This is a genomic window from Hymenobacter perfusus (genome assembly GCF_003944765.1).
GTDB classification, from domain to species: domain Bacteria; phylum Bacteroidota; class Bacteroidia; order Cytophagales; family Hymenobacteraceae; genus Hymenobacter; species Hymenobacter perfusus.
Genome location: NZ_RWIU01000005.1, coordinates 263,072 through 288,933 on the forward strand (window position 1 = coordinate 263,072; position 25,862 = coordinate 288,933).

Here is a 25,862-nt window from a genome sequence, read left to right on the forward strand (position 1 = left end):
CCGGCAACTACCGGCCGCCAAACAGCCGCTCGAAGAAGCCGCCGCGCCGCTTGGTCTTGGTTTTCACCTTCACTTTGGTAGGCGTCGAAGACGGGCGCGTTACCACCGGGCGGGGCGCAGCAGGTTGTGGTGCCGGCGCAGCTGGCGGCACGGGCTGTGGCACCGGTACCGGCGCGGGGGTTGGCTCTGGTGGGGCCTGTTGGGCCACAATCACTTCGGCGGGGCGGCCGTTGGTGCGCACCGAAATGGGCCGACTCTCATTGTGCAGCCGGTCGAAGGCGGTGAGGTAGTAGGCGTAGCTTCGGCCGAAACGGGCCGTGGTATCCTGAAACTGCAGCTTGCGGCCGGCCTGGGGCCGCACAATAGCCAGCAGGTTGCGCGGGTCGTCGGGGCTGGGCGTCTGGTCCTCCTCGAAGCGGTAGAGGGCGTAGTAGCGGGCCTCGTCGCCGTCGGCGGCGGCGGGGCCGGGCTGCCAGGTGAGGGTGTTTACCGTGAGCTGGGTAGCCACCATAAGCTGCTGGGCCGGGCGGGGCGGCACGGCATCCAGCCAAGGCATAGTGGGCACCAGAGCCGGGTAGCGGAACTCGTGCAGCCGCAAGGAGTCAGTGGTGTGCAGGGCATTGGCCATCAGGGAGCGAGAGCTGAAAAACACGCTGCCGTTCACCTCGGCCGGGAACGTGCGGTTGAAGCGTACCTGCCGGGGCAGCTCGCGCGGGTTGCGCCACACTGTATCGGAGCGGGTGCTTTCCAGCATGCGGTACGCCCCGTGCCCGATGTACATGTGCCGGCCGTTGGCGTTGCGCGCCCACCACTCCACCAGCACCGGGTACTGCGCCACCCGAAATCCGGTACTCCAGTACAGCTGCGGCAGCAAATAATCTACCCAGCCTTGGCGGGTCCACTCCAGCGCGTCGGCGTACAGGCCATCGTAGCCCTGGAAGGCCTTGGTGGCCGAGCCGTTGGGGTCGGAGGTTTGGTTGCGCCACACGCCGAAGGGCGAAATACCGAACTTTACCCACCGCTTGGTGTGCTGGATGGAGTCGTGCAAATCCCGGATGAGCAGGTTCACGTTCTGCCGCCGCCACGCCGCCACCGGCAGGTTATCGGGGTTGAAGCGGGCGAAGGCGTCCTCGTCGTGAATGACCTGATTGGCCTCCGGATACGGGTAGAAGTAGTCGTCGAAATGCACCCCGTCGATGTCGTAGCGGCGCACCACGTCCAGAATCACCTGATTGATGTAGGCGCGCACTTCCGGCAGACCGGGGTTGTATAGCAGCTTGCCCGCAAAGCGAATGAACCACTCGGGGTGCTTGCGGTACGGGTGGCTGGCGGCCAGCCGGCGCGTTACGGTGTCCATGGTGGCGCGGTACGGGTTAAACCACGCGTGAAACTCCATGCCCCGGTTGTGGGCTTCTTCAATGAGGAAGGGTAGCGGGTCGTAGAACGGCGCGGGAGCTTTGCCCTGCGTACCGGTCAGCCACTTGCTCCAGGGCTCCAGGCTGCTCAGGTAGAAGGCATCGGAAGCGGGCCGCACCTGCACGAATACCGCGTTGATGCCGTTCTGCTGGTGCTCATCAAGCATGCGGCGGTACTCGCGGCGCTGCTGCTCGGGCGTGAGGCCCCGGCTGCTGGGCCAGTCGATGTTCTCGACGGTGGCAATCCAGACGCCGCGCAATTCCCGTTTGGGTGGCACATCGGCCGCCCGGCCCGGGACAGGCAGCAGGCAAAAACTCAGTAACAGAAAAAGCAGGAAGCGGCCGGCGGCAATCAATCGAAACATCCCCGTAAAGTTAGGGAGTGCGGCGGGGAACTGACGGCGAATATGTCATGGCAATTAGGCACGCCGAATCAATAGCACATTTTTCGTGTGCTGAGGCCCGACCAACGGAAAGCTCTTGCAGCAAATTCGTCCACAGAAGACAGAGGGTGTAGAGACGCGTATTCGCGTCTCATCGTCCGCGCCGCCCTGCCGCGCCTTGTTCAGCTGGAAAGCCCCATCGCGCAGCAAACACCTGATATGCAGCACGCCAAAATCTTTGCACTGGTGGGGGTTTTACGCTGCGTGAAGGACGGATTAGCTGCGCTGCCCGCCATGACAACTCCTACCCTCTCACCCTCCTACCCTTATTTCACTCACTCACCAACTGTTCAAACGGCAGATCCAGCAGGTCGAAATCGGGCCAGCGCTGATGGTCGAAGTGCCACCACTCGCCGGGATAGTTCACGAAGCCCTGCCGCTTCATAGCGGCCAGCAGAATGCTGCGGTTGAAGAGCACATGGGGCGGCAGATTGCCGTAGCGCGAGTGGGCGGCGGGAGTCAGCTCATCAAAATCGGTAGGCAGCGGCAGGGGAAGGCCAGTGGCCTGTTCCACCAGGCCCACATCCACGGAGCACCCCCGGTTGTGGCGGGAGCCGCGCCAAGGCGGGGCAGCATAGTCTTCGTCGCGCACCTGCGCAAAAAAATCCACCGTTACGCTGTAGGGGCGGTAAGCATCGTACACACACAGGCCCAATCCCAGCCGGGTCAGCGTGGCCTGCACCCGGCTCAGAGCCTCGGCCACCGGCTGCCGCAGCAGGGCCCGCGCCTGCGAGTATACTGGCCGGCCCAACAGGTTACGGGTCGTGGCGTAGCGGATATCCAGCACCAGGCCCGGAATCAGGCGGGCCAGATCCACCAAGCGGCGCTCAGGATTGGCCACCACGCGGCGGCGGTAGTCGGAAATCGAGGAAACTACAGTGAGTCCGAAGGGGTTTACGGCCATAAAGCAAACAACCGGACCAAACTAGGTAGCCGCAATTGATGGTAGGGGCAACATACGCCCGTTAGGCTCTTACCGTTATAAAAACGTTGTTATTTTGCTGAGACGCAGAATTTCCGGCCGGTTATCGGCTCTTGTTGCCAGGAAGCATAACGCCTACCACAGGCCCAAAGCAAAACCCCACCCTGCCTGGAAAGTACCAGCGCAGCACGGGGTTTCACGGGCTGTTGCTCCGGAAGCTAGTTGACCGACTCTTTGGGCGCGGTCTTTTCGTCCGACTTATCAGCCTGACCACCGCCTTCGAGGCCGTTGGTCTGGTCACTGTCGCCGTAGCCGCCCCGGATACCGTCGCCGCTGTCCTGGGCAAGGTCCTTCTGGGTAGTTTCAGGCGTTTTAGGTGCGCTATTTTCGTTTTCGGGCTGTGGTGTTTGCTGGGCCATACTGACTGCGTAAGAAGAAGTGGAAAGGGAAGGAGAAGAAGGTGTCGGCCGCTGGCAGACGTCCTGCCTGAAGCTATACGCGCGCTGGCCGGCGGTGTTGGCGGAACACAGCTGGAAATCCGGCACTTTCTACCGAATTTAGAGCCGATTTTTCTTGATTTTTCGTCTGGCTATCCGGTATGTCTGCTCCCTCTTCTTCCGATTCCTTCCTGCTCAAAACCACCGAAGAGCTTCTGTATCTGGTGCAACACCCAGAGCTATACCATCCCGAGCTGCTTGCCGAAGCTGGCCGGGAGTTGCGCCGGCGCGGAGCAACGGTGCCGCGTCCGGCCCAGCCGGAAGCCGCTCCCGAGCTTAATGAGTATGAGCAGCCAGCGGCTTCCTCGGTAGTGCGCTGGTGGCCGGCGGCGGCTATCGGCGCAGCCGTGCTGGGACTGGGCTGGTGGGGCCTGCGCGACTCTTCGGGGGCGGAGGCAACCAAAGTCAAGCCGGCCGAGGCGAAACCCATTGTGCTGGAAGCTGTGAAGGCAAAGCAGCTGCCCACCTTCGAAGCCGAAGCCGCCCGCCAGGTGGCCGCTACCCGCCGCCAGCTGCCCGCCGCCGACCGGGCCGATACCACCGCTACCGGCCGCTTTGCCCGCACGGCCCGCCGCTACTGGCTGGCCGAAAACGCCGCTGCCTACCTCACTGCTCAAGCCGAGGGCGACTCGGCTTCCGCCGTCTTCACGGGCCAGATCGACCTGACGCTGGAGCGCATTACGTGGTTTATGAAGGCGCGCGCCTACGACCAGCATCTGCACCCGATTATGGAGGAGCGCCTCAACGAAATGCAGCAGGGCCTCACGCTGCGCCGTTCCTCGCTCAAAACCATCAAATCCCAGTATGAATTGGGGGCGGAAATAACCAATGCCGAAGCCGCCTTCACCGAGGCCGCCGAAGCCGCCGATATCAGCCGGGTAGTGCAGGGCCTGCCTTCGCAGCGGACGCCCATTGCCGGCAACCTGGCCGCCCTGAACGGAGCGCCCAAAGCTGCACCGGCCAAGGAAGGCTACACGGTGGTGCAAACCCTGCCCGCCCCACGTCAGAACCAGAATCCGCTTTATATCATCGACGGCGAAGCCCTGCCCAGCGACCCTTCAACCGGCGAGGCTCCGGCTGGCATCCGCAATCTGCCCGCGTCGGCCTTTGCCCGCATTGTGGTGGTGAAGCGCCAGACGGCCGTCAAAGCCTTCGGCCCCCGCGCCCACGATGGGGCGGTAATCATCGTGACGAAAGCCGCCGCTAACCGTGGCGCTGGCACCTCCCTGTAAGCAGCGGTAATCCTGTCAGGCAGTGCGCCCTGGCAGGGTTTATGACGCCGCCCTCATTACACCGCGCCGGTTGTATTGGGGGCGGCTTCTTTTTCCGTCTATGGCTGATTCTCCTACTCCCGCCGAGCTGTTTGCCCGGAAAACCGACGCCGAGCTGCTGTATCTGGCTCAGCACGCGCAGCAGTACCCGGCCGCCGTGGGCCAAGCGGCCGTGCAGGAGTTGCAGCGGCGGGGCCTCGTGCCGGATATGCAGTCGGCAGCCATTCAGTCGCCCCCGCCTCGCTCTCCTGAACCCACGGCCGGCAGCGTAACCTGGGGAGCCATCCGGGGCATTTTTGGGTTCCGGGCGGGCTACCGTGTCACACCGCTGCTACTGTGGCTGAACCTACTGGGCTACATGGCGCTGGGCCTCAGCGGGCACAACTTCTGGCAGCCCGCCAGCGCCGAACTCGTCCGGTGGGGCTCCAACTTCTCCCCCCTTACCTTACCTGATGAGCCGTGGCGGCTGCTGAGCAGCACTTTCCTGCACGGCGGCGTGGCCCATCTGCTGCTGAACATGTCGTCCCTAGTGTTTCTGGGGCTCCTGACGGAACGCCTGACTGGCTCTCGCCGGTTGCTGCTGGTGTACCTGTTGTGCGGGGTGGGCGGTAGTCTGGCCAGTTTGTGGTGGCACACGGCAGGCGTGAATTCGGTGGGAGCTTCGGGGGCTATTTTTGGGCTCTATGGCCTGCTGCTGGCTACGCTGGTCCGGCGGCCGGCAGCCTTTTCCCGCCCCGAGCGGTACACCGTGTTGCTGTTCGTGTTCTACCTGATGGTGAGCAGCCTCACGGGCGGGCTACAGGCCCACACCACCGATAATGCGGCCCATGTCGGCGGTCTGCTGACCGGAGCAGTACTGGGAGCCGCGCTGCCCCCGGCTACCTCGCCCCAGGCTTAGCCTCGTTATTACATCACCCGATGATGTGATACAAAACAAATTACCATATATAGTATATTTACAGTATAGCAGACTCAGGCGGAGTCAGGCAGTCATTTTACGTGCGGAAGGCAATGAAAAAGCTGTTTTACTTACTGGTATTGGGTTGGCTGGGAATTGGATTACGGCCGCTACAAGCACAAGGCATCGTGAATGGCGGGCTGGAAACCTGGACGGCGCGCGGGGCCTCAGAAAGTCCGCAGGGCTGGTACTCCTCCGATGAGCTGTATGGCGGCCAGGGAATTCCGCTGGCCCTGGGTACCGTCACGAAATCAACGGACCGGCAGGCGGGCAGCTTCGCGGCCAAAATCGAGAGCAAGGCGTTTTTCGGGGCACCGTTTCCGGGTCTGCTGATGCTGGGTGACCGGTTTCGGCCTTCCGGGTTTGGCATCAGCGGAGTGCCCTACACGGGCCGGCCGGGCAGCCTGCAGTTCTGGTACAAGCTGAGCACGGCCACCAACGACACGGCCGGCGTGTACATCGTGCTGACGCGGGGCGGCGGCAATGCCATCCAACCCATTGCCGGCTACGCCGAAACCCTCCCGGCCCGCACCACCTACGGCCGGATTTCGGTGCCGTTAGGCTATGTATCGGGCCTGACTCCGGATACGCTACGGCTGTTTTTTGTAGCCGGCAACGGTCAGAGCATCGGCGTTTCCACGCTCTACGTCGATGAAATATCATTGCAGGGCACGGCTACCGCCGTGGCCCCGCCCCGCCTGCAACAGGCCCTGAGCATTTACCCCAATCCGAGTACCGACGGCGACTTTCAGCTGGCTTCCCTGAGCGAGCCCACCGTGGCTACCGCCCCCTACGAGGTAACCGATGCCGCCGGCCGACTAGTGGCCCGGCAGGCGGCGGCTCCGCTCAACCAGGCCAGCGGCCGGCGCGTAGAGTTGCACGGACAACCGGCCGGAGTGTATCTTTTGCACCTCAGCACGCCGGAAGGGCCGCTGACGCGCAAACTTCTCATTCCGTGACCGAACCTCAGGACCCTACCGACGCTTCTCTTTCCCCTGATCCTGACCCGCCCCGCCTCTCGCGGTGGCGGCGGGCCGTGGCGGCCGTGGGCCGGGCGGCCCAGGCACCGTTCAACGGGGCCGGCGTACTCTACCGGGTGGGCCAGGACAATCTGCATTTCACACTGCCGGTGCTCAACGGGGCTTTCGGCGACCAGCTGGCGGCCCGCCAGGACCGCCGGGCCATCCGGATGAGCTTCCGCCGGTATGCGGCCGATGTGCCGGTGGCCAACCTAGACCTACTGCCTGCGGACAGCGGCCGGCCACGTAAAACGGTGGTGTTTCTACACGGGCTGATGGGCGACGAGGTGATCTGGCAAACCGGCAACGGTACGGAGGATGTGCGCTTCGGCCCGCGCCTGCAGCGGGAACTGGACGTGTGCTGCCTGTACCTGCGCTATAACTCCGGCCTGCACATTTCCGAAAACGGCCGCCAGCTGCACGCGCTGCTCACGGACTTGGTCACGACGTTTCCTGACGCGGTGGGCGAGCTGGTGCTCGTAGGCCACAGCATGGGCGGGCTGGTGATTCGCTCAGCCGGACACTACGGAGGAAGTAAAAATGAAGAAGTGAAAAGTAAAAGCGGAACGGAGTCGGCTGGTTCTACCAACGAAAGCACTACCGCTCCAACAACCAAAAGCCAACAACTAACAACCAACAATGAGCAACCAACCTGGCTGGAGCACCTGCGGGACGTGTTTCTGCTAGGCGTGCCCAACGACGGCTCGTTTCTGGAGCAGAACAGCCACCTGACCAGCCTGATTCTGCGAAAAATCAACCTGTGGCCCACCCGGGCCATCAGTGGGCTGCTTGACCAGCGCAGCAACGGCATCAAGGACCTACGCCACGCCCGCCTCACTGACGAGGACTGGCAGAACGAGCACGCCGACGACCTGTTTCCGCCCCGCACAGTAGTGCCGCCGCTGCCCGGGGTGCGCTACCACATTCTGGTGGGCTCGTTGCTGAAATCGGCCAATTCCGCGCTGCACGACTACTTCGGCGACGGGCTAGTGGGCGCGGGTAGTGCCCGGGGCCGCATCTTCCAGGACCCCGCCTCCCCGCCCGAGTTGCTCATCAGCACCCACATCTACTCCAAGCTCCACCACGGCACCCTGCTCAGCAGCCCCGAAGTGTACCAGTACCTGCGGGAGCGGATTGGGGAATGAGGGTGTGAGGGTGTGAGGGTAGGAATTGTCATTGTGAGCGGAGCGAGGCAATCCTTCCTTCACGCAACGCAAAACCCTGAACTGCAGAAAGCCCCTGACGTCCGTGCTGGAGTCAGGGGCTTTCTGCTTATCTACATTGACTATCTGAAAAGGAAGGATTGCCTCGCTCCGCTCACAATGACAACTCCTACCCCTAAACCCTCCTACCCTAAACTACCCAATCACTAACTCCGTGAAGCCGGCGCCTATTACCACGGCGGGCAGGGTGAGGCCGGTTTCGAGGGTGGCTTCGGTGGCGGTGGCGGGCTGGCCGTCGGTGCTGAAGGCGGTGGGCTGGAACGGCAGGCCGTGCAACACCACGCGGTAGGTGGCCCAGGTAGGCTGGTAGTCGCCTTCGGTTTCCTGTTGCAGCAGCAGGCCCTGGGCCGTGCCCGTTACGCGGAAGCGGCGGGTGGTGCGCTGGCCCTGCTCGTAGCCGTAGCCTTCGCCGCCGTCTTCGTAGAGCACGCTGGTTTCCTCGCCCTGCTTGAAATAGACGTGCAGGTCCACTTCTTCCACCACTTTCTCGCCCACGTACTGCATGAGCGGGTACATGGGCACCACGGCCCCGGCCTTGATGAAGAGCGGAATCCGGGTGAGGTCAGCGGCGGCCCATACTTCCTGGCCGCCGGCCTTGGCCTCGTCGGTATAGTAGTAGAACCAGTCGCCGCGGGGCAGGTACATCCAGCGGCCATCGGCGCCGGCCGTGGTGATGGGGCACACCAGCAGATGGTCGCCGAGGCTGAACTCGGCCATGCGCAGGTAGGTATCGGTATCGGCCTGATCAAGGAAAGCCAGGGGGCGCAGGATGGGCGTGCCGGCCGTGGCGTACTGCCAGAAGGCGGTGTACATGTAGGGCAGCAAACGGTAGCGCAGCTCAATGAAGCCCCGGGCCGCATCCAGGAAATACTCCCCGAACGACCAGGGCTCCTGGTCGCCGTGGTCACCGGAGCTGTGGGTGCGGAAGAACGGGTGGAACGCGCCTAAAGCCACCCAACGGGCGTACAGCTCGCCATCGGGCGTGTCGATGAAGCCCCCGATATCGGAGCCCACGAACGAGAAGCCCGAGATGCTCAGCCGCTGGCACTGGATGTTGGCAAGCCACAGGTGTTCCCAGGAGGCAATGTTGTCGCCGGTCCAGCCGGAGGAGTAGCGCTGGCCGCCGGCATAGGTGCTGCGCGTGATGGTGAAGGGCCGGTTAGGGTAGCTGAACTGCTTCACGCCCTCGTTGGTGGCGCGGGCCATCTGCATGCCGTAAATGTTGTGGGCCTTGCGGTGCGAGGCGCCCAGGCCGTCGTAGCCGAAGCGCACGTCATCGGGGAACGTGCCCTTTTCGAACACGGCGGGCTCGTTCATATCGTTCCAGACACCCTTCACACCGGTTTCCTGAATCAGGCCCTTGAATAGACCGGCCCACCACTCGCGCACCTCGGGGCGGGTGTAATCGGGGAAGTGGCAGAGGCCGGGCCACACCGAGCCCTTCATCAGCGGGCCGTCGGCGCGGCGGCAGAAGTAGTCGTTTTTGAGGGCCTCCCGGTGGACGGTATAATCGGGGTCAATCTTGATACCTGGGTCGATGATGACGATGGTTTTGAAGCCGTCTTCGGCCAGTTCCCGCACCATGCGCTGGGGCTCGGGGAAGTGCGTAGGGCTCCAGGTAAAGCACCGGTAGCCATCCATGTAATCGATGTCGAGGTAGAGCGCGTCGCAGGGAATTTTCCGGTCGCGGAAGCCCTGGGCAATGGCCTTCACGTTACTTTCGGGGAAGTAGCTCCACTTGCACTGGTGGTAGCCCAGGGCCCACAGCGGCGGCAGCTCGGGCGGGCTGGTCAAGCGGGTGTATTCCTGCGTCACTTCCATGAGCGAGGGACCGTAGATGAAGTAGTAGTTCATCTCGCCGCCCTGAGCCCAGAACGAGGCCACGTCGGCGCGCTCGGCCGCGAAGTCGAAGGAGGCCTTGAAGGTGTTATCGAAAAAGATGCCGTGGGCCACCTTCTGGTGCAGGCCCAGGAAGAAGGGAATGTTCTTGTAGAGCGGGTCGGAGCCTTTCTGGTAGCCGTAGGTATCGGTGCCCCAGTTGGTGAACTGCTTGCCGCGCAGGTTCATGTTATCGGGCTTGTCGCCGAGGCCGTAGTAGTGGGCCCCGCTCTGCACCTGCTTGCTCATCTTCACCAGGTCGTTGCCCGAGTCGTAGTCGTACTCCCAGTGGAAGCCCTTTTCGTCGTCGGTGAGCACCAGGCCGGAGCGGTTGAGCACGCGGGTGCGCAGGCTTTCCTTATCCACCACGCAAATCAGGCGGTCGGTGGTGATGCGGTAGTGGTCGGGCTTCTCCCGGAACTCCAGAAACTCCAGCTCCTGACGCACGGGCACGCCATCGGCAAAGGCGTAGCTGAAATCCTTCGGAAACGGCCCCTCGGTAATGTAACGGAAGCGCAGCACCTTGTCGGTAATTACCTGGATGCTGAGCTGCACGCCGTTGTCGCAGCGGAAAATGAAGTCCGTGCCCTGCCGCTCGCCCGCCACCACCCGCCCGGGGCGGAGCTCCTGGCGCGCCTGCGCGGCCAGGTCATTGACCATGTAGTTACTATCGAAATTTTCGGCCATGCGAGCAGGTGCGTCAGGGAGAAACAGAGGATAAAAAGCGCGCGGCGGCCAAGCGGCGGCTACGACGGAGGGCAAAGGTAAAAAAGCAACCGGGTACGACGCAGCCCGGGGCGGCCGGGTTTTCGACCGAACGCGCATTTCGCACTACGGGCACCTTTTTTCTCTACCTTGCCGTACGCCGGTATACGCTTCTGCTGTCTGATTATCTTTAGTATGACCCCCGCTCCTCTTCACGTGCTCCTGCTCGGCTGGAACGATGCGCCCCGCACCGGGGAGCAGCCGGTACCCGCCATCCGTCCGTTAGTTGATACTCTGGCCCCCCACGCGGCCCTTTCGGTGATGGTGCCGCACCAGCCGCAGCCCGCCATTGGCAACACCGCTACCACCCGTATCACGTCCCTCACCGACCTAACCCTAGCCGAAGCCCGCATTACCCGTCCCGATGGGCCTGCCGCCTGGCAGCAGCCCGCCGCACCTTACATAGGCTCCACCGTCGAGCAAACGGCAGCCGGAGCCGGCGGCGCCTGGGCCGTGCCGGCGGCCCCTTATCAGGGTGCTACGCCGGACCTGGCTGGTGCCGCCCCCAACGCCGGCCTGCCCAAGGCCCTCAGCCTACCTTACCTGGAGGAGCGCCCGGCAGTCGTTGACCAGCGGGCCACCCGCCGGGCGGTAGAAGCCTCCATTGCCACAACGGAGGAGCCGGAAGCGGAAGAAACCGGTCCGGAACAGCTCCTGGCTGCAGTTGCGCCGGAAGAAGTGGAAGCATCCGAGCAGGGCAATGAGGAGCTGACGCCCGCCGAGCAGCCGGCCCCGGTCCGCACCACCTTGGTGGAGGCTTTGGCAGCGCTGGGCGTGGACCTACCGCCGGATGCCGACCTCAACTTTCAGGTGATTCAGTACGCCCGCTTTGCTACCCGCCGGGCCTTACTGGAAGATTTTGCCGTGATTTACGCCGCCGATTGGCCCACCTGGCTGGCGGCGCTGGAAATCCGGCAGCAAACGGGCCGGCCGCTGGTGCTGCACGTGCATAGCCTGGCCCAAGAGCGCGCCACGCCCGCCGACCGGGGCTGGGCCCTGGAGCTGGAACGCCTGGCCCTGCGCCGCGCCGACATGGTGCTGGCCGCTTCCGACGAGGTGGCCCACCTGCTGCGGGTGCGCTACAACGTGGCCCCCGAACGGTTGCAGCTGGTTGACCCCACCGATACCGAAACACTGAATACCGTACTCCATCAACTTGAACACAGCCTGACAGGACGTCAGCCTACAGTGCCCTTTTTTCCTCCTACCGCATGAGTTCCGAAATACCCCTCCGCCACGAGTTTGACGCCCCCCTGGAAATGGACGGAGCCGACAGCGGCGTTTTTCTGGCCGTTCCCTTCAACGTAGCCGAACTATACGGCACGAAGGGGCCGCTGCCCGTCCGGGGCACCATTGATGGCTTTCCCATCCGCCAGAACCTGACGCCCGCCGGCGACGACCTGCACGTACTGAGCGTGCGCAAAGAGCTGCGCAACACCATCGGTAAGACCTGGGCCGACGTGGTCCATGTGGTGCTGGAGCACGATACCGCTCCCAGCGGCCTGGAGCTGCCCATCGACCTCACCCGCGCCCTTGACCGGGCCGGCCTGCAGGCCCAGTTCGAGACCCTGTCCTACACCCAGCAAAAGGAGCTGATTCAGCGCGTAGCCCGCACCAAAAAGCCCGACGCCCGTTCCCAGCGCATCGAAGACGTACTCGAAATAGCCCGTACCGGCCGCAAAACCAAGCAGTAGAAATCGACACAAAAAAGCCGCCCGCTTCTCAGGAAACGGGCGGCTTTTTTGTGCTGCGAACTTTACACGCGGGCCAGCACCAGGGCCGTGCGGCTGGTAACGTAGAGGCTGAGCTTATTCACTCCCTCCTCCTGAAAGGTTTCGTAGATAAGGCCGTCATCCACCCGGCCGAAGCCGCCGAATTGGGTATCGTCGGAGTTGAGCACGATGCGGTAGCGGCCGGGCGTGGGCACCACGAAGCGGTAATCGGGCACGCTGCGGTCCACGTGGAAGCTGATGACGAATACCAGGCTGCCCCGCTCGAATACCATCACCTGGTTATTCGGGTCGATGTTGAACTGGCGGGCCGGACCGGCGGTGAGCAGGCGGTTGGTTTTGGCCAGGTGCAGCATGGCCTTATCAAACTGCAGCAGATACTGGAATTTCAGCTCCGGATTATCGGCCAGGCTCCACTGGCGGCGGGCGAAATGGTGGCTCCAGCCGTTGCCCTCCCGCGGAAAATCCACCCACTCGGGGTGCCCGAACTCGTTGCCGATGAAGTTCAGGTAGGCCTCCCCGCCCAGGCTGAGCGTCGCCAGCCGGATGAGCTTGTGCAAAGCCACGCCCCGGGCCGTGATGGGGTCAGGGTCGGCGGTGTGCATGTGCTCGTAGATGGCCGAATCGAGCAGCCAGTGGGCCAGGGTTTTGTCGCCTACCAGGGCCTGATCGTGGCTTTCGGCGTAGGCCACCGTTTTCTCGCCGGCCCGGCGGTTGGTGAGCACGTGCCAGAGGTCGTAGAGGTTCCAGTCCTCGTCGCGGGTGTGCTTGAGCAGCTTGATCCAGTAATCCGGAATGCCCATGGCCAGACGATAATCGAAGCCGATGCCGCCCTCCTCGATGGGCCGGCACAGGCCGGGCATCCCGCTCATATCCTCGGCAATGAGCAACGCGCTACGTTTGATTTCGCGCACCAGCGTGGTAGCCAGCTGCAGGTACAGGATGGCGTCCTCGTCGGCATCGGGGCCGAAATACTGCTCATAGCCGCCAAAGGCCACGCCTTCGCCGTGGTGCTGGTAGAGCATGCTGGTGATGCCGTCAAACCGGAACCCATCGAAGTGGAACTCCTCCAGCCAGTAGCGCAGGTTGCTGAGCAGAAACTGCTGCACCTCGGGCTTGGCGTAGTTAAACAGCTTGGAATCCCAGCCGGGGTGGTTACCGCGCGCGCCCTGGTGGAAATACTGGCCGCCGGAACCATCGAAATCGGCCAGCCCTTCGGCCTCATTCTTCACGGCGTGGGAGTGCACCACATCCAGCAGCACGGCAATGCCCCGGCAGTGCGCCTCGTTGATGAGGTGCTTCAACTCCTCGGGCGTACCGAACCGCGACGATACGGCAAAGAAATTGGCCACGTGGTAGCCGAACGAGCCGTAGTACGGGTGTTCCATCACGGCCATTAGTTGGAGGCAGTTGTAGCCCTCGGCCTGAATGCGGGGCAGCAGCTGGTCGGCAAATTCCAGGTAGGAACCCACTTTGCCTTCTTCCAGCGCCATGCCGACGTGGGCCTCGTAAATCAGCGGCTCGCGCACAAAGTTTGGCACCCGGAACTTCTGATCCGACCACACGAACGGCTGCTCGGGCCGCCACACCTGGGCGGCAAAATCCTTGGTTTCGGGGTGTTGCACGGCGCGGCGTAGAGTGGCCGGAAGCCGGTCTTTGGCCCCGTGGCGCGTGATTACGTGAACTTTGTAGAGGGAGTAGTGCGTGAGGCGGTCCTTGTAGTCCTTATCGGGCAGGAACACTTCCCACACGCCATCCTCGCCGCGAGTGAGTGGGGTGGCCTGCCGGTCCCAGCCGTTGAAGTCGCCTACTAAGTAGAGGGCTTCGGCGGCGGGCGCCCACTCCCGGAACCAGTAGCCCCGGCGGCGGCCGTCGTAGTTGAGGCCTAGCCGCTGGTGAGCCAAGGCAAACTTGCTGAGGGAGCCGTGCTGAGCGGTTATTTCGGCCAGGCGCTGCTTCAGGCGCTGCTGGCGCTGCCGCAGTACCGGCTCGTAGGGGGCCAGCCAAGGGTCGTGCTGCACGAGGGGCAGGTGGGCCGTGGTTTCTTCGGGAGTAGCAGGGGCCAGCGGTTCGGTCGTCATAGTCGGGGGCACAGGTCTGGTTCAGGCCAAAGCTACGCGGATTAGGGAACCGGGGTTGGTTGTGGGTTAGCCGGTAGTGGTTGTTGATTGGCCAGTTGTTGGTCAAACCGCCATGCCTGGGCAGAGTAGCCAGCTCTCTGAGCGGCAGGAGCCGGCCACGAAAACTACTCATGGCCTCGCCTACCTTTACGGTTCTATGCACCACCGTATTCCCTTCCTGCTCCTGACGGCCCTGGCCGCCTGTACCACCGCCCAGCCCTCCGTTACCGCCCCCAAACTTGCCGCCGCTACCTTAGCCGCCCCCATTCCGGCCGCTATGCCCGTGGTAACAGCTAAGGCTATGGTGGTATCAGCCCACCCGGAAGCCACGCGGATTGGGGTGGAAATTCTGCGCAAGGGCGGCAATGCTTACGATGCGGCCGTAGCCGTGCAGTTTGCTTTGGCTGTGGCCTTCCCGGTAGCCGGCAACATCGGGGGCGGCGGCTTTTTGCTCTACCGCGGGGCCGACGGGCAGGAAGGCGCGCTGGATTTCCGCGAAACTGCCCCCGCCGCCGCCGCCCGGGATATGTACCTGGATGCCCAGGGCAACGTCATCCCCAACCTGAGCACCCTGGGCCATCTGGCCGCCGGCGTGCCCGGCACCGTGGCCGGCATGTGGGTGCTGCACCAGAAGCTGGGCAAGCTGCCGTGGAAGGACGTGGTGCAACCGGCCGTGGATTTGGCTGCTCAAGGCCTCAAGCTGACTGAAAAGGAAGCCGCAGGGCTGAACCGCACCGAGTTTATTTCCTCTTTAACCAATGAAATGGTGGGTGGAGAGGGCGACCTGAGATACGAGGAGGTGCTTACCTCGTACAAGCTCATGGGTCGGAACTGGACGGTCGGGGAAACAATCCGCCTTCCCGACTTGGCCGCCACCCTGCGTCGCATCCGTGACCAGGGCCGAACGGGCTTCTACGAAGGCGTAACAGCTGACCTTATCGTAGCCGAGATGCAGCACGGCAAGGGAATAATCACAAAGCAGGACCTGCTCAACTACCAGCCTCAATGGCGCACGCCGCTGCATGGTCGGTACCGGGGCTATGAGGTGCTCACTTTTCCGCCGCCCAGTTCCGGAGGCGTTGCGCTTCTACAAATGCTGCAGATGCTGGAGCCCTACAACCTGGGCCGGTCCGGCTGGCACTCGCCCCAGGCTACGCACTGGATTACCGAAGCCCAGCGCCGCGTGTACGCCGACCGCGCCACCTACCTCGGCGACCCGGACTTTGGCCGCGTGCCCGTGCCGCAGCTGCTGGAGGCTAGGTATAATCGCCAGCGCATGGCCACCACTTTGCCCTACCGTGCCACCTCTAGCAACCAAGTGACGGCCAGCGCAACCCTGCCCGGCTATGAATCGGATCAGACCACGCACTACAACGTGGTGGATACCCAGGGCAACGCTGTAAGCTGCACAACTACGCTGAATGGGGCGTATGGCAGCAAGGTAGTGGTGGCCGGGGCCGGCTTCCTGCTCAATAATGAGATGGACGATTTCAGCAGCAAGCCCGGCACGCCCAACTCCTACGGGCTGGTTGGCGGCGCGGCCAACGCCATTGCCCCCGGCAAACGCATGCTCTCCTCCATGACACCCGCCATTCTCACCAACAACCGCAAGCTGGCCCTCGTCACCGGCACACCCGGCGGCAGCACCATCATCACCAGCGTGTTGCAATCCATCCTGAACGTGGTGGATTATGGCATGAACGCTCAACAGGCCGTGGCCGCGCCCCGCCTGCACCACCAGTGGCTCCCCGATCAGCTTGACGTAGAAGAAGACGCTTTACTACCCGCCGCCCAGGATACGCTGCGTGCCCGAGGCTACGTGCTCAAGCCCCGCAACGCCTGGGGCCGGGTAGAGGTCATTCGGGTGTTGCCCGACGGCCGGCTGGAAGGCGGTGCCGACCCCCGCGGCGACGACGCGGCGGCGGGATACTAGCACTGCCTGCCCATCGCCGTTGCGTTTTGCACAGTCACACTACGGCTAATGCAATCCTATTTTTCAGTTTTAATATCATTTATTGATAATTTAATTGTATTAAAATCACTTAAAATGACTCAGAAGGCTGGTTCAACGGCTCCCTGAATACAGCGAATTGGGCGACAGCAGCAGCCTACGCAGGGCATTAACCAAAATTTAAATTCCTTATTATCATATACTTATTAAAACTGTACACACTTTGTCTACGTCTATTTTTAGGAAAACCAGCTTTGTACATCGGATCATTGCTGCATGTTTCAGCGGATAGCTTCTGATTCCGGAATAGCCTGAGAAGAGACTGTTGTTTTTTGCCCCTGTTCCAGACTAAACGCATTTGAATAAGTCCGACCATTCATTGAGCCGTCAGGGGCAGTTTCGGTTCTGCAACAGGCATAGTCGTCTGGACAAAAAAGGCTCAGAAAACGCTGGAAGAAAGGCGGTTTTTCAAATTCGTTTACATTGACAATAGTCACCTGTAAATCAGGTATATCGGACTTATTCACTTACTACGCGCCTGTATCTTTTTGTATATTTTCAACATTACATTAAGATACAAATATTCCTTTATCATGTGAAATAGATCCTATATATTCGTCCCGCTTTCCGCTCCTTTTAGCCTCTGTGCAGGCTATTTCCTTCCCCTACCTACCTATTGCCAGCTACCTATATCGTGGAGTTTCCACGCGGCAGGCCTTTGTACGTCCACTCTTTCCTAAATCCTCCTCTATGGAACCAATGCTTGGAGAAATCCGCGCAGTCGCATTTCCCTTTGCCCCTGCAAACTGGGCTATCTGCGACGGCTCATTGCTACAGATTCGCTCGAATTCCGCGCTGTTTTCCATACTCGGCACGCAGTTTGGCGGCGACGGCCAGAATACCTTCGCCCTGCCGGATCTGCGGGGCCGCGCCGTAGTAAATGCCGGCACCGGTGCCGGCCTGAGTTCTTACCCGGTGGGTACTAAAGCCGGACAGGAAGCAGTGACGCTGGACCAAACGCAGATGCCGGCACACACCCACGCACTGGGCAGTATCAAGGTAAACCCAACCGATCCGAACGTCAGTTCGCCTAGCCAGGCTTTCCTCAGCAACGCCAGTAAGCCCCAATACGGGGAAACGCCTGGCCCCAACACCACCATGGCCGCCGACTCGGTGCAGGGCACGGGTACGCCCACGGGTGGCTCGCTCGCGCACAACAACATGCAGCCTTACCTGACGCTCAACTATATCATCGCCCTGCAGGGCGTCTTCCCGCAGCGTCCTTAGTCCTTCCCTCTCTTCGCACTCTACTCATGGAACAATACCTCGGAGAAATTCGCATTTTCGGCGGCAATTTTGCACCGGTTGACTGGCTGTTCTGCCAGGGTCAGCTCCTCCAGATTTCAGATAACGAAGCCCTGTATACCCTGCTAGGCACCACCTACGGCGGCGATGGGGTAAACACCTTCGCCCTGCCCAATATGACCAGCCGCGTGACGGTGGGCCAGGGGCAGGGCCCCGGGCTGTCCAACTATGTTACCGGACAGCTGATGGGTACGGAAAACGTGACGCTGACTACGGCGCAGCTACCGGTGCACAGCCACGCTTTCAATGGCACCGTCAACGCCGTTACGGGCGACTCTGCTACCGGCCAGACCAACCCCACCGGAGCCTACTTCAGTGACCGGGGCGAATCGGCCTACAACACCGCGTTGGGCGATGCGCCCACCACGCTGGGCACGGGTGCCCTCGTCGGGCAGATAGCGCCGGCCGGCGGCTCCAGGCCGCACACGAACATCCAGCCGGTAACGGCTATCAACTACATCATCGCCACCACTGGCATCTGGCCCTCGCAGCCCTAAGCGCGCCCGGTAGCCGTTTTCTCCTTTCCTCTTCTTTAAGCACCTCTTTCTATTATGGACGCTTTTCTTGGTGAAATCCGCCTGATGGGTTTCTCTTACGCACCGAAAGGCTGGCTGTTTTGCCAGGGCCAACTGCTCTCCGTTTCGGCAAATCAAGCTCTGTTCTCCTTACTAGGTACTATGTATGGCGGCGATGGGCGCACTACTTTTGCGCTGCCAGACCTGCGCGGCCGCGTAGCGCTGGGCGCGGGCCAGGGGCCGGGCCTGGCCCGTTACGTGCAGGGCCAAACGGGCGGTACGGAAAACGTAACGCTCACTCCGGACAGTATGCCGAAGCACGAGCACCCGTTTACGGGGGGGACTATCAAAACCGCCGCCGCCGCTGAATTCCTGCAAATAGACCAGTCGTACCCGGCTGCCGGCACCGTTACGCAGTTTGCCATGGGCAAACCCAATGCTACGCTGGCCACCAGCATCCTGCCGAATACGCTGGCACCCATGGGCGGCAACCAGCCGCACGAGAACCGCCAGCCGATGGCAGTCATGAACTACGCCATTGCCACCCAGGGGTATTTTCCTTCGCGCGGCTAACTCATTCCTTTTACCCCCGAACGCAACCGCGCTGGTAACCATGTTCAGGCAACTGGTTATCAGCGCGGTCTGCTTCCGGACCCTGCCCCATGCAAGTAGCTATTATCATCAGTAGTGCGCTGGGCCTGCCCGCCCTGCATGCCCTGGCGGCCCAGGGTGCCGTGGCGAGCGTAGCCGTGCCGCTGCTCCCCCAGGCCGATGAAGCCGAGCAGCTGGTGCAGGTGGCTACCACCCTGGGCCTGCCCGTGGTACGCCTGCAACGCCCCGGCCTGGGCGCCGCCCTTGCGGAGTGGCTGACCCCACTGGCCGCCACGGCCGTGCTGGTGTTTACCTTCCCCTGGCGCATTCCGGCGGCCGTGCTGGCGCTGCCGGCGCACGGTTTTCTCAACTTTCATTTTGCCGCCCTGCCCGGCTACCGCGGCCCTGAGCCCCTGTTCTGGCAGATTCGCAACGGGGAAACAGCCGGCGCCGTGACGGTACACCGCATGAGCGCCGATTTTGATACCGGTCCGGTGCTGCTGGCTGAGCCCGTACCCATCGGGCCGGCCGATACGCACGGGCTGCACCGTGCCCGGCTGGCTGCCCAGGCCGCCCCGGTGGCCCGGCGGCTGCTTGCCAGTCTGTGTGGTGAGGCTCAAGCGCTGGTACCCCAGCCCCAGCAGGAAGCCCAGGCTCACTACTGGCCCCGCGCCACCCTGGCCGACGTGTGCGTGCGCTGGACCGACTCCTCCCCGGCCATCGACCGGCTGGTGCGGGCGGCCAACCCCTGGAACCGCGGCGCCCTGACCACGCTGCGCGGGCAGCTGCTACGGCTGCTGGGCGTGACGCCCCACCCGGCCGCCGCCACCGGCCCGGTGCCGCCCGGCACCGTACTCCACGCCGACGCCACCGCCGGCCTGTGGGTAGCCTGCGGAACGGGCGAGGCCCTGCGCCTCGACATGGTGGCCCTTGATGAGGGCTATTTCAGCGGCATGCAGCTGATCGGCCTGGGCATTCAGCCCGGCGAGGTGTTGGGAGATTTTTCCGAAATACTTCCAACGCAGGCATAACTACCGATAACAAGTCGGCAACTTTGTTTTTCACAACTTCATCTGAGATATATGAAACAAAAAATACTCTCGTTTTTATTGATTCTTGTCACCTTCGGAGCCCGGGCCCAGCAACTGACAATGCCAGTTGCGGAGACTTTCGAAACGGATAGTGAGGGCAATAACTACACTTCCAACTCCTTCAGCAGTTCCGCTCTGGAATATTTCCAACGGGCAACTGTAGCTCAGGGCACTAACTACCCCACTTTTCGGGCAGTGGCGTTGGGTAATCAGCAGGGAACCGGTTTCTGGGCGACGGAAGGTTCGCGCGGCACGCCGGGAAATCCCTACGCCCGCTCCTCCCGTTACGTTGTACTCAGGGAAATCAACACCCGAAACTATAAAGACCTCGTTGTTAAGGTGGCCTTTGCGGCGCCGCGCGGTGGCTCTGGTTGCGGGTGCGCCGGCGGCAATTCCGTAACCACCGCCGACCGAATCAGAATTCAGTACTCCTTCGACGGTGGCACGTTTGTTACGGCGGGTTTGCTGCTGGGCGACAATGGCAATATCGGTAGCTTCCGGCAAGACCTCAGCTCGCCGCTGGACAGCATTCCGGATGCCGCAGCGCCGCAGCTGGATGCGCAGTTCCGGGATATCACCGTCAACATTCCTGCTACCGGCAACGGCCTGCGCGTGCGGGTGGTGGTAGATAGCCGGCAGCCGGAACTGGCCTTCGACAACATCCGGGTGACGGGTACGCTGGATGTGGCGACCAAGCCAGAGCTGAAAAACCTAGGCAGTACCACCGCCGTGAGCTACACCGAGCGCCCCGGCACCCCAGTGCAGCTCACCAATACGGTGGTCGTCGGCTACTCCGACAACTCCGCTACAACGCTTACGGGCGCGACGATCAAAATAGTCAATTTCCAAGCTCAGGACCGCCTGAATTTCACTAATCAGAACGGCATTTCCGGCTCGTACCTCAACGGTACGCTGACGCTGAGCAGCCCGGCTAGAACTCAGGACGACTACCAGACCGCCCTGCGCTCCATAACGTACTCTAGCGACAATACAACTACGCTCAATGGCGTCACGCGGCAGGTGGAGTTTCAGGTGTACAACGGTACCGCGCTGAGCAACAACCCCTCGCTCAACGTTCCCATCACGCTCACACTCAACGCCCCGGCGGCGCTGAATTACACCGAGAGCTTCGATTCTGATGGGGAAGGCACCCGGTATTTCGGCAACAGCTTTCAGAGCGCCAGCACCACGACCGGCTTCTTCCGCTCGATGACTAACCCGGCCCCGGGCAGCGCAACCACCTTTACCGGCATCAGCAGCGGCTTCTGGTACGGTGAAGGTACCAACACTACCCCCAACCCATCAACGCCCACCAGCACCTTGCAGCTGGCCCCGGTCAATGCTGACGGCTACAGCAATCTGCGCTTCACCATTGCCCTGGGCTCAAACACGGGCTGGGAGAACAGTGACTATTTTGATTTGTATTACCGCGCCAACGGCGGAAGCTGGCAGAAGTTCGGCTCCTTCGTGGGCGGCGGTACCGGCGGTGCTGTCAGCGGGAACAGCGTAACTCTCAGCCCCACGCTGCAGGACGTCGTATTCAATCTTCCTGCCGCCGCCGCCGTGGCCAACCTGGACTTCAAACTGGAGCTGCGCTCCGACGCAGGCGAGGACCTGGCCTTCGACAACATCCGGGTGACGGGTGTGCGGGTCCCAACCCTGACAACTAAAACGCCGACTACCGTGACGGGCAGCAGCGCCGTGCTCGGCGGCGACGTAACGGCCGACGGCGGCGCGGCCCTGACGGAACGCGGCGTGGTGTATAGCAGCTCGAACACGACGCCAACTATCGGCGGCACGGGTGTTACGCAGGACGTCAATACCGCCACGACGAACAGCTTCTCCGAAACCATTGCGGGCCTGGCGGCCGGCACTACGTACTACGTGCGGGCCTACGCCACCAACTCCGCTGGCACCGGCTACGGCAACGTGCAGACGTTTACGACCCCGACCACGGTGGTATCCATCGTACGGACCAATCCCAACCCGAACAACGCGGCTCAGGTGAACTACACGGTGACGTTTGCCAGCAGCGTGACGGGCGTGAATAGCTCAAACTTCAACCTGACGACCACCCTCAGCGGAGCCAGCGTAGGTACCGTCTCGGGTTCGGGCACAACGTACAACGTAGTCGTCAATACCGGCACGGGCGACGGCACGCTGACGCTGAACCTAGCTAACAGCACCGGTATTTCGCCCGGCATCAGCAATACCCTTCCCTTTGCCGGGGAACAGTACAGCATCGACAAGACGCGCCCAACGGTGGCCGTCAGCAGCTCGGCCGGCGCCACCGGCAGCACGACGACGACCACACCGATTCCTTTCACGGTGACCTTCTCCGAAAACGTGACGGGCTTCGTGGCCGGCGACGTGACGGTGACCAACGGCACGATTACCGGTAACGTCGTCAACGGCACCAGCCCCGGCACTATCTTCACCTTCACAGTGACGCCGACCACGCCCGGCACGGCTACCACGGTGAGCGTACCCGCCAACGTGGCCCAAGACGCGGCCAGCAACTTCAACACCGCCGCCCCTTCGTCGTTCAGCATCACCTACAACCAGCCCAACACGACGGTCGTATCGGTGACGCGCCTCTCGCCCTCGCCCACGGCCTTGGCCACGGTGAGCTACCGGGTGGTCTTCGCCAGCAGCGTGACAGGCGTGAGCAGCAGCAACTTCACGGTGACGGGCCCCACGGGCAGCGGCGTAGCCAGTGGCGGCGTATCGGGCTCGGGCACCACCTACACGGTGGTCGTCAGTACCGGCACCGGCAACGGCACGCTGCAGTTGAACGTGAACAACAGCACCGGTATTTCGCCCACGGTTACCAACGTACCCTACACCAGCGGCGAGCAGTACAGCATCGTTAAGAGCTTCCCGGTCGCGCCGCTGCTCACCCTGCGGGGCGCGGGCTCGGCCAGTGGCAACTACGGGGATGTTACGGCTTTCGTGGACCAGGTGCAGGTGCTGCAAGGCGGCTCAGCCTTCGCGAACGGCCTGCAGAACGGCGGCTTTGAAACCAACAACGTGCCGGCGGGCAGCTTCCTGTACGCAAGCAGCACCCCGCCCGTAGCCGCCGCGCCCTGGACGTTCGGGGCAACGGCCGGCGTATCGCGCAACAGCATTGACGGCTTTGCCTCGACGGCCCCGGCTGGCGACGCGGTGGCCCTCCTGCAGAACGGCACCAGCTTTGCCCAGAACCTGGCCGTGCCCACGGGCAGCTACCAGGTGACTTTCCTGGCCGCCCAGCGCGGCAATAATGGCCCCAGTGACCAGTTGGTGAACGTGTTCCTCAATGACGGCACCAACAATGTGTTCGTGGGCAACATTCAGCCGACCTCCAGCAGCACGTACCAGACCTTCACCTCGGCCGCGTTCAGCGTGACGGCCCCAGCCCTGACGACGACCATCAGCAGCACGGCCCCGAACCCGACCACCACGGTGCCCATCCCGGTAACGGTGACCTTTTCGGCAAGCGTGACAGGCTTCGATGCCACCGACGTGACGGTGAGCAACGGCGTGGTAACCACGGGCAGCTTTAGCGGCTCGGGCTCCACGTACACCTTCACCGTAACGCCCAGCACCACGGGCGCGGTAACGGTAGATGTGGCCGCCAATGTGGCCCAGGATGCCAACAACACCGGCAACACGGCCGCTACGCAGTTCAGCATCCAGTACAACCAGCCCCGCACCAACGCCCCGGTGGTCCTTTTGCCATCGGACGGCAGCACCGCTAGCACGAATACGCCTACCTACAACGGCACGGCCGTAGCCGGTAGCACTGTCACGGTGTACATAGACGGCATCAGCGTCAACACTATCCTGGCCAGCAGCAGCGGCAACTGGGCTACGTCTCAGCCCACGCCCCTGTCCGTGGGCGTGCACCAGGTGTACGCCAGGGCTCAGCGCCCCGGCGAGCTACAAAGCTTCCCGGGCAACACGAACACCTTCACCGTAACCGACCCGGCCGTCTACATCAGCAGCACGTCCGACCAGCCCAACGTCAGCCGCGTGGCGGCGGGCAGCACCAACCAAGAGATTCTGCGGGTGGCCATCGTGGCCGGGGGCGGTACTTCGCCGGCGCTGAGGGCTACCTCGTTGTCGTTCCAAACTACCGGCAGCACTGCCCCACTGGCGGACATCGACGCGGCCCGCCTGTACTATACCGGCACCAGCAGCACCTTCGCCACCACCACGCAGTTTGGCGCGACGGCGACTAACCTGAGCAGCTTCTTCAGCTTCACGGGCAACCAGCAGCTAGCCACGGGTACCAACTACTTCTTCCTTGTGTACGACGTGAATGCCAACGCCACCATCGGTAACCAGCTTGACGCCACAGTGATCAGCCTGACGGCCGGCGGTAGTGCCCGCACGCCCAGCGTAACGGCCCCGGCCGGCAGCCGCCAGATCGTGCAGATCAGCCGCGTGGCGGGTACAGCCCTGCGCACCACCGCCGGCTACGTCAGCTTCGGAGCCAGTCCCCTGCCCGTGCTGGGCAGCGCCTACACCCAGATGGCCTGGATCAAACGTACCGGTGGCACAGGCAACACGAATTATTACGTGCTGGGCAACGGTACCAACAACACTGCGGCCCCTTACGTGTATGTAACCGGTAACGGGCGCATTGGGGCGGGCTTTGGTTCCGGTGGCGCAACCCAGCCCCAGAATACCGAGCTTAACTCCAACGTAATTGCCACGAACGAGTGGAACCACGTGGCCGCTACCTACACCGGCAGCGTGCTGACGGTGTACCTGAATGGCACGGCCATAACTTCCCTGACGCCCGCCGTCGCCGCCCGCACCCCGGCCAGCACCGCCGCCAACTTCATTGGCAGCACGGGCCCCGCCGGAACTACCTTCCCCGGCGACATTGAGGAAGTAAGCCAGTGGACCCGGGCCCTAAGCGCAACGGAAATCCGGCAGCTCCGGCACCTGACGCTCTCGGGCTCCGAAACCGGTCTGGCATCGTACCTGCAGTTCAACGATGCCGGCACGACGACCACCGATATTATTTCGGGCGCCGTGGGCACACTTGCGGGCGCAACCCGCGTGACCAGCACGGCCCCCGTAGGAGCCGGGGTCAGCAATCTGCAGTCAGTTACCGGAACCGGCAATTACTCGTTCACGGGCACTAACGTGGCCATCAACTTCACGGCCGTTGCCGGAGCGCCGTACGACGTGGTGGTGGCTCGTCTGGAAGGCACGCCGCTGGGCACGCAGGTCAGTGACCCCAACCTGCGCAGCACCCACACCCGGGCCTACTGGATTGTGAATAAGTACAATGGCAACAGCTTCACAGCCAACATTACCTACACGCTCGACCCGGGCCTGATCAGCGTGGGTGATGCGGCGGCTCCGGCCAACCTGAAGCTCTACAAGCGTGGCAGCAACGCCGACGGAGCATTTGATGCACCCATTTCGGCTACGGCAGCCAACGCGGCGGCCAGCACCGTTACCTTCCCGGTTACCTCGTTCAGCCAGACGTTCATTGGCACCTACGGCAACTCGCCGCTGCCGGTAGAGCTGGTACGCTTCACGGCGGAGCGCAAGGACAACGACGCGCTGCTGCAGTGGGCTACGGCTCAGGAGCGGAACAACAACTACTTCGAGGTGGAGAGCAGCGTGGATGGACGCACGTTCCGGGCCGTGGGCCGCATAACGGGCCACGGCACCAGCAATCAGCCTCATGAGTACACGCTCACGGATGCCAACCTGGCGCGTTACGCCCGTTCGGTGGTGTACTACCGCTTGCGGCAGGTAGATATGGATGGCACCAGTTCCCTGTCGGCCGTGCAAACGGTACACGTGCCCAACGTTGCCTCGGCGCTGACGGCCCTGGTGTTCCCGAATCCCGCCACCAACCAGTTGACAGTTCGCCTGAGCGGACCATACGGCAAGGCCCAGGGCTGGCTGTTTGATGCCCAGGGCCGGACGGTGCAAGAGCTTAGTAACCCGCTGACTGCCGCTGCCGGCTCAGACATTCATTTGTCAGTAGCTAATCTGCCTACTGGCGTGTATACGCTCCGTCTGGTTCTGGACGGACAAGTGATTCACCAGCAGGTTATGGTGCAGCACTAACCAGCCACGCCTAACAGAAAGCCCCGA

The 25,862-nt window shown here is 62.6% G+C and carries 17 protein-coding genes; 12 read left to right on the forward strand and 5 right to left on the reverse strand.

Annotated elements, in window-relative coordinates:
• Positions 1-7: 7 nt before the first annotated feature.
• The 3 genes from EI293_RS15710 to EI293_RS15720 form a co-directional block, all read right to left on the reverse strand.
• Positions 8-1,780, reverse strand: a complete 1,773-nt coding sequence (locus tag EI293_RS15710) for a glycoside hydrolase family 10 protein (protein WP_125439492.1) — start codon at positions 1,778-1,780, stop codon at positions 8-10.
• A gap of 349 nt (positions 1,781-2,129) precedes the next feature.
• Positions 2,130-2,762, reverse strand: a complete 633-nt coding sequence (locus EI293_RS15715) for a M15 family metallopeptidase (protein WP_125439493.1) — start codon at positions 2,760-2,762, stop codon at positions 2,130-2,132.
• Between the two features lie 236 nt (positions 2,763-2,998).
• Complete coding sequence (locus tag EI293_RS15720) at positions 2,999-3,199, reverse strand: hypothetical protein (protein ID WP_125439494.1); 201 nt, start codon at positions 3,197-3,199, stop codon at positions 2,999-3,001.
• Positions 3,200-3,378: 179 nt separating this feature from the next.
• On the opposite strand from EI293_RS15720, the gene EI293_RS15725 reads away from it, so the two are divergent.
• The 4 genes from EI293_RS15725 (at position 3,379) to EI293_RS15740 (ending at position 7,670) form a co-directional block, all read left to right on the forward strand.
• On the forward strand, positions 3,379-4,509 hold the full coding sequence (locus tag EI293_RS15725; protein ID WP_125439495.1) for a hypothetical protein: 1,131 nt from the start codon (positions 3,379-3,381) through the stop codon (positions 4,507-4,509).
• Between the two features lie 100 nt (positions 4,510-4,609).
• Positions 4,610-5,446 carry a rhomboid family intramembrane serine protease gene (locus EI293_RS15730; RefSeq protein ID WP_125439496.1) on the forward strand — a complete coding sequence of 279 codons (837 nt, stop codon included), beginning with the start codon at positions 4,610-4,612 and terminating at the stop codon, positions 5,444-5,446.
• A gap of 113 nt (positions 5,447-5,559) precedes the next feature.
• Complete coding sequence (locus EI293_RS15735) at positions 5,560-6,465, forward strand: T9SS type A sorting domain-containing protein (RefSeq protein WP_125439497.1); 906 nt, start codon at positions 5,560-5,562, stop codon at positions 6,463-6,465.
• The gene (locus EI293_RS15740; RefSeq protein ID WP_125439498.1) at positions 6,462-7,670 is read left to right on the forward strand and encodes an esterase/lipase family protein; all 1,209 of its coding nucleotides are present in this window, start codon (positions 6,462-6,464) and stop codon (positions 7,668-7,670) included. The genes EI293_RS15735 and EI293_RS15740 overlap by 4 nt, the downstream gene beginning before the upstream one ends.
• Positions 7,671-7,883: 213 nt before the next feature.
• On the opposite strand, the gene EI293_RS15745 is transcribed toward EI293_RS15740, so the two are convergent.
• A complete protein-coding gene (locus tag EI293_RS15745) occupies positions 7,884-10,313 on the reverse strand; it encodes a glycoside hydrolase family 31 protein (RefSeq protein ID WP_170170397.1) in 2,430 nt (809 codons plus the stop codon).
• Positions 10,314-10,526: 213 nt separating this feature from the next.
• Here EI293_RS15745 and EI293_RS15750 point away from each other — a divergent pair, with 213 nt between their 5' ends.
• Both EI293_RS15750 and EI293_RS15755 read left to right on the forward strand, forming a co-directional pair.
• On the forward strand, positions 10,527-11,606 hold the full coding sequence (locus tag EI293_RS15750) for a glycosyltransferase (protein WP_125439500.1): 1,080 nt from the start codon (positions 10,527-10,529) through the stop codon (positions 11,604-11,606).
• Positions 11,603-12,085, forward strand: a complete 483-nt coding sequence (locus EI293_RS15755) for a YdeI/OmpD-associated family protein (RefSeq protein ID WP_125439501.1) — start codon at positions 11,603-11,605, stop codon at positions 12,083-12,085. The genes EI293_RS15750 and EI293_RS15755 overlap by 4 nt, the downstream gene beginning before the upstream one ends.
• A gap of 62 nt (positions 12,086-12,147) precedes the next feature.
• Here EI293_RS15755 and EI293_RS15760 read toward each other — a convergent pair whose 3' ends face one another.
• Entirely contained in the window at positions 12,148-14,202 is a 2,055-nt protein-coding gene (locus tag EI293_RS15760) for an alpha-amylase family glycosyl hydrolase (RefSeq protein WP_125439502.1), read from the reverse strand.
• A 196-nt stretch (positions 14,203-14,398) separates the two neighbouring features.
• On the opposite strand from EI293_RS15760, the gene ggt reads away from it, so the two are divergent.
• The 6 genes from ggt (at position 14,399) to EI293_RS15790 (ending at position 25,835) form a co-directional block, all read left to right on the forward strand.
• Positions 14,399-16,174: a gamma-glutamyltransferase gene (ggt, locus tag EI293_RS15765; RefSeq protein WP_125439503.1), complete on the forward strand. Its 1,776-nt coding sequence runs from the start codon at positions 14,399-14,401 to the stop codon at positions 16,172-16,174.
• Between the two features lie 777 nt (positions 16,175-16,951).
• Positions 16,952-17,479: a phage tail protein gene (locus EI293_RS15770; protein WP_246010697.1), complete on the forward strand. Its 528-nt coding sequence runs from the start codon at positions 16,952-16,954 to the stop codon at positions 17,477-17,479.
• Positions 17,480-17,505: 26 nt separating this feature from the next.
• Positions 17,506-18,054 (forward strand): phage tail protein, encoded by a 549-nt coding sequence (locus tag EI293_RS15775; RefSeq protein WP_125439505.1) that lies wholly within the window; start codon positions 17,506-17,508, stop codon positions 18,052-18,054.
• 54 nt (positions 18,055-18,108) lie between these two features.
• Entirely contained in the window at positions 18,109-18,645 is a 537-nt protein-coding gene (locus EI293_RS15780; protein WP_125439506.1) for a phage tail protein, read from the forward strand.
• A gap of 89 nt (positions 18,646-18,734) precedes the next feature.
• On the forward strand, positions 18,735-19,694 hold the full coding sequence (locus EI293_RS15785; protein ID WP_125439507.1) for a methionyl-tRNA formyltransferase: 960 nt from the start codon (positions 18,735-18,737) through the stop codon (positions 19,692-19,694).
• A gap of 51 nt (positions 19,695-19,745) precedes the next feature.
• Positions 19,746-25,835, forward strand: a complete 6,090-nt coding sequence (locus tag EI293_RS15790) for a LamG-like jellyroll fold domain-containing protein (protein ID WP_125439508.1) — start codon at positions 19,746-19,748, stop codon at positions 25,833-25,835.
• Positions 25,836-25,862 lie beyond the last annotated feature (27 nt).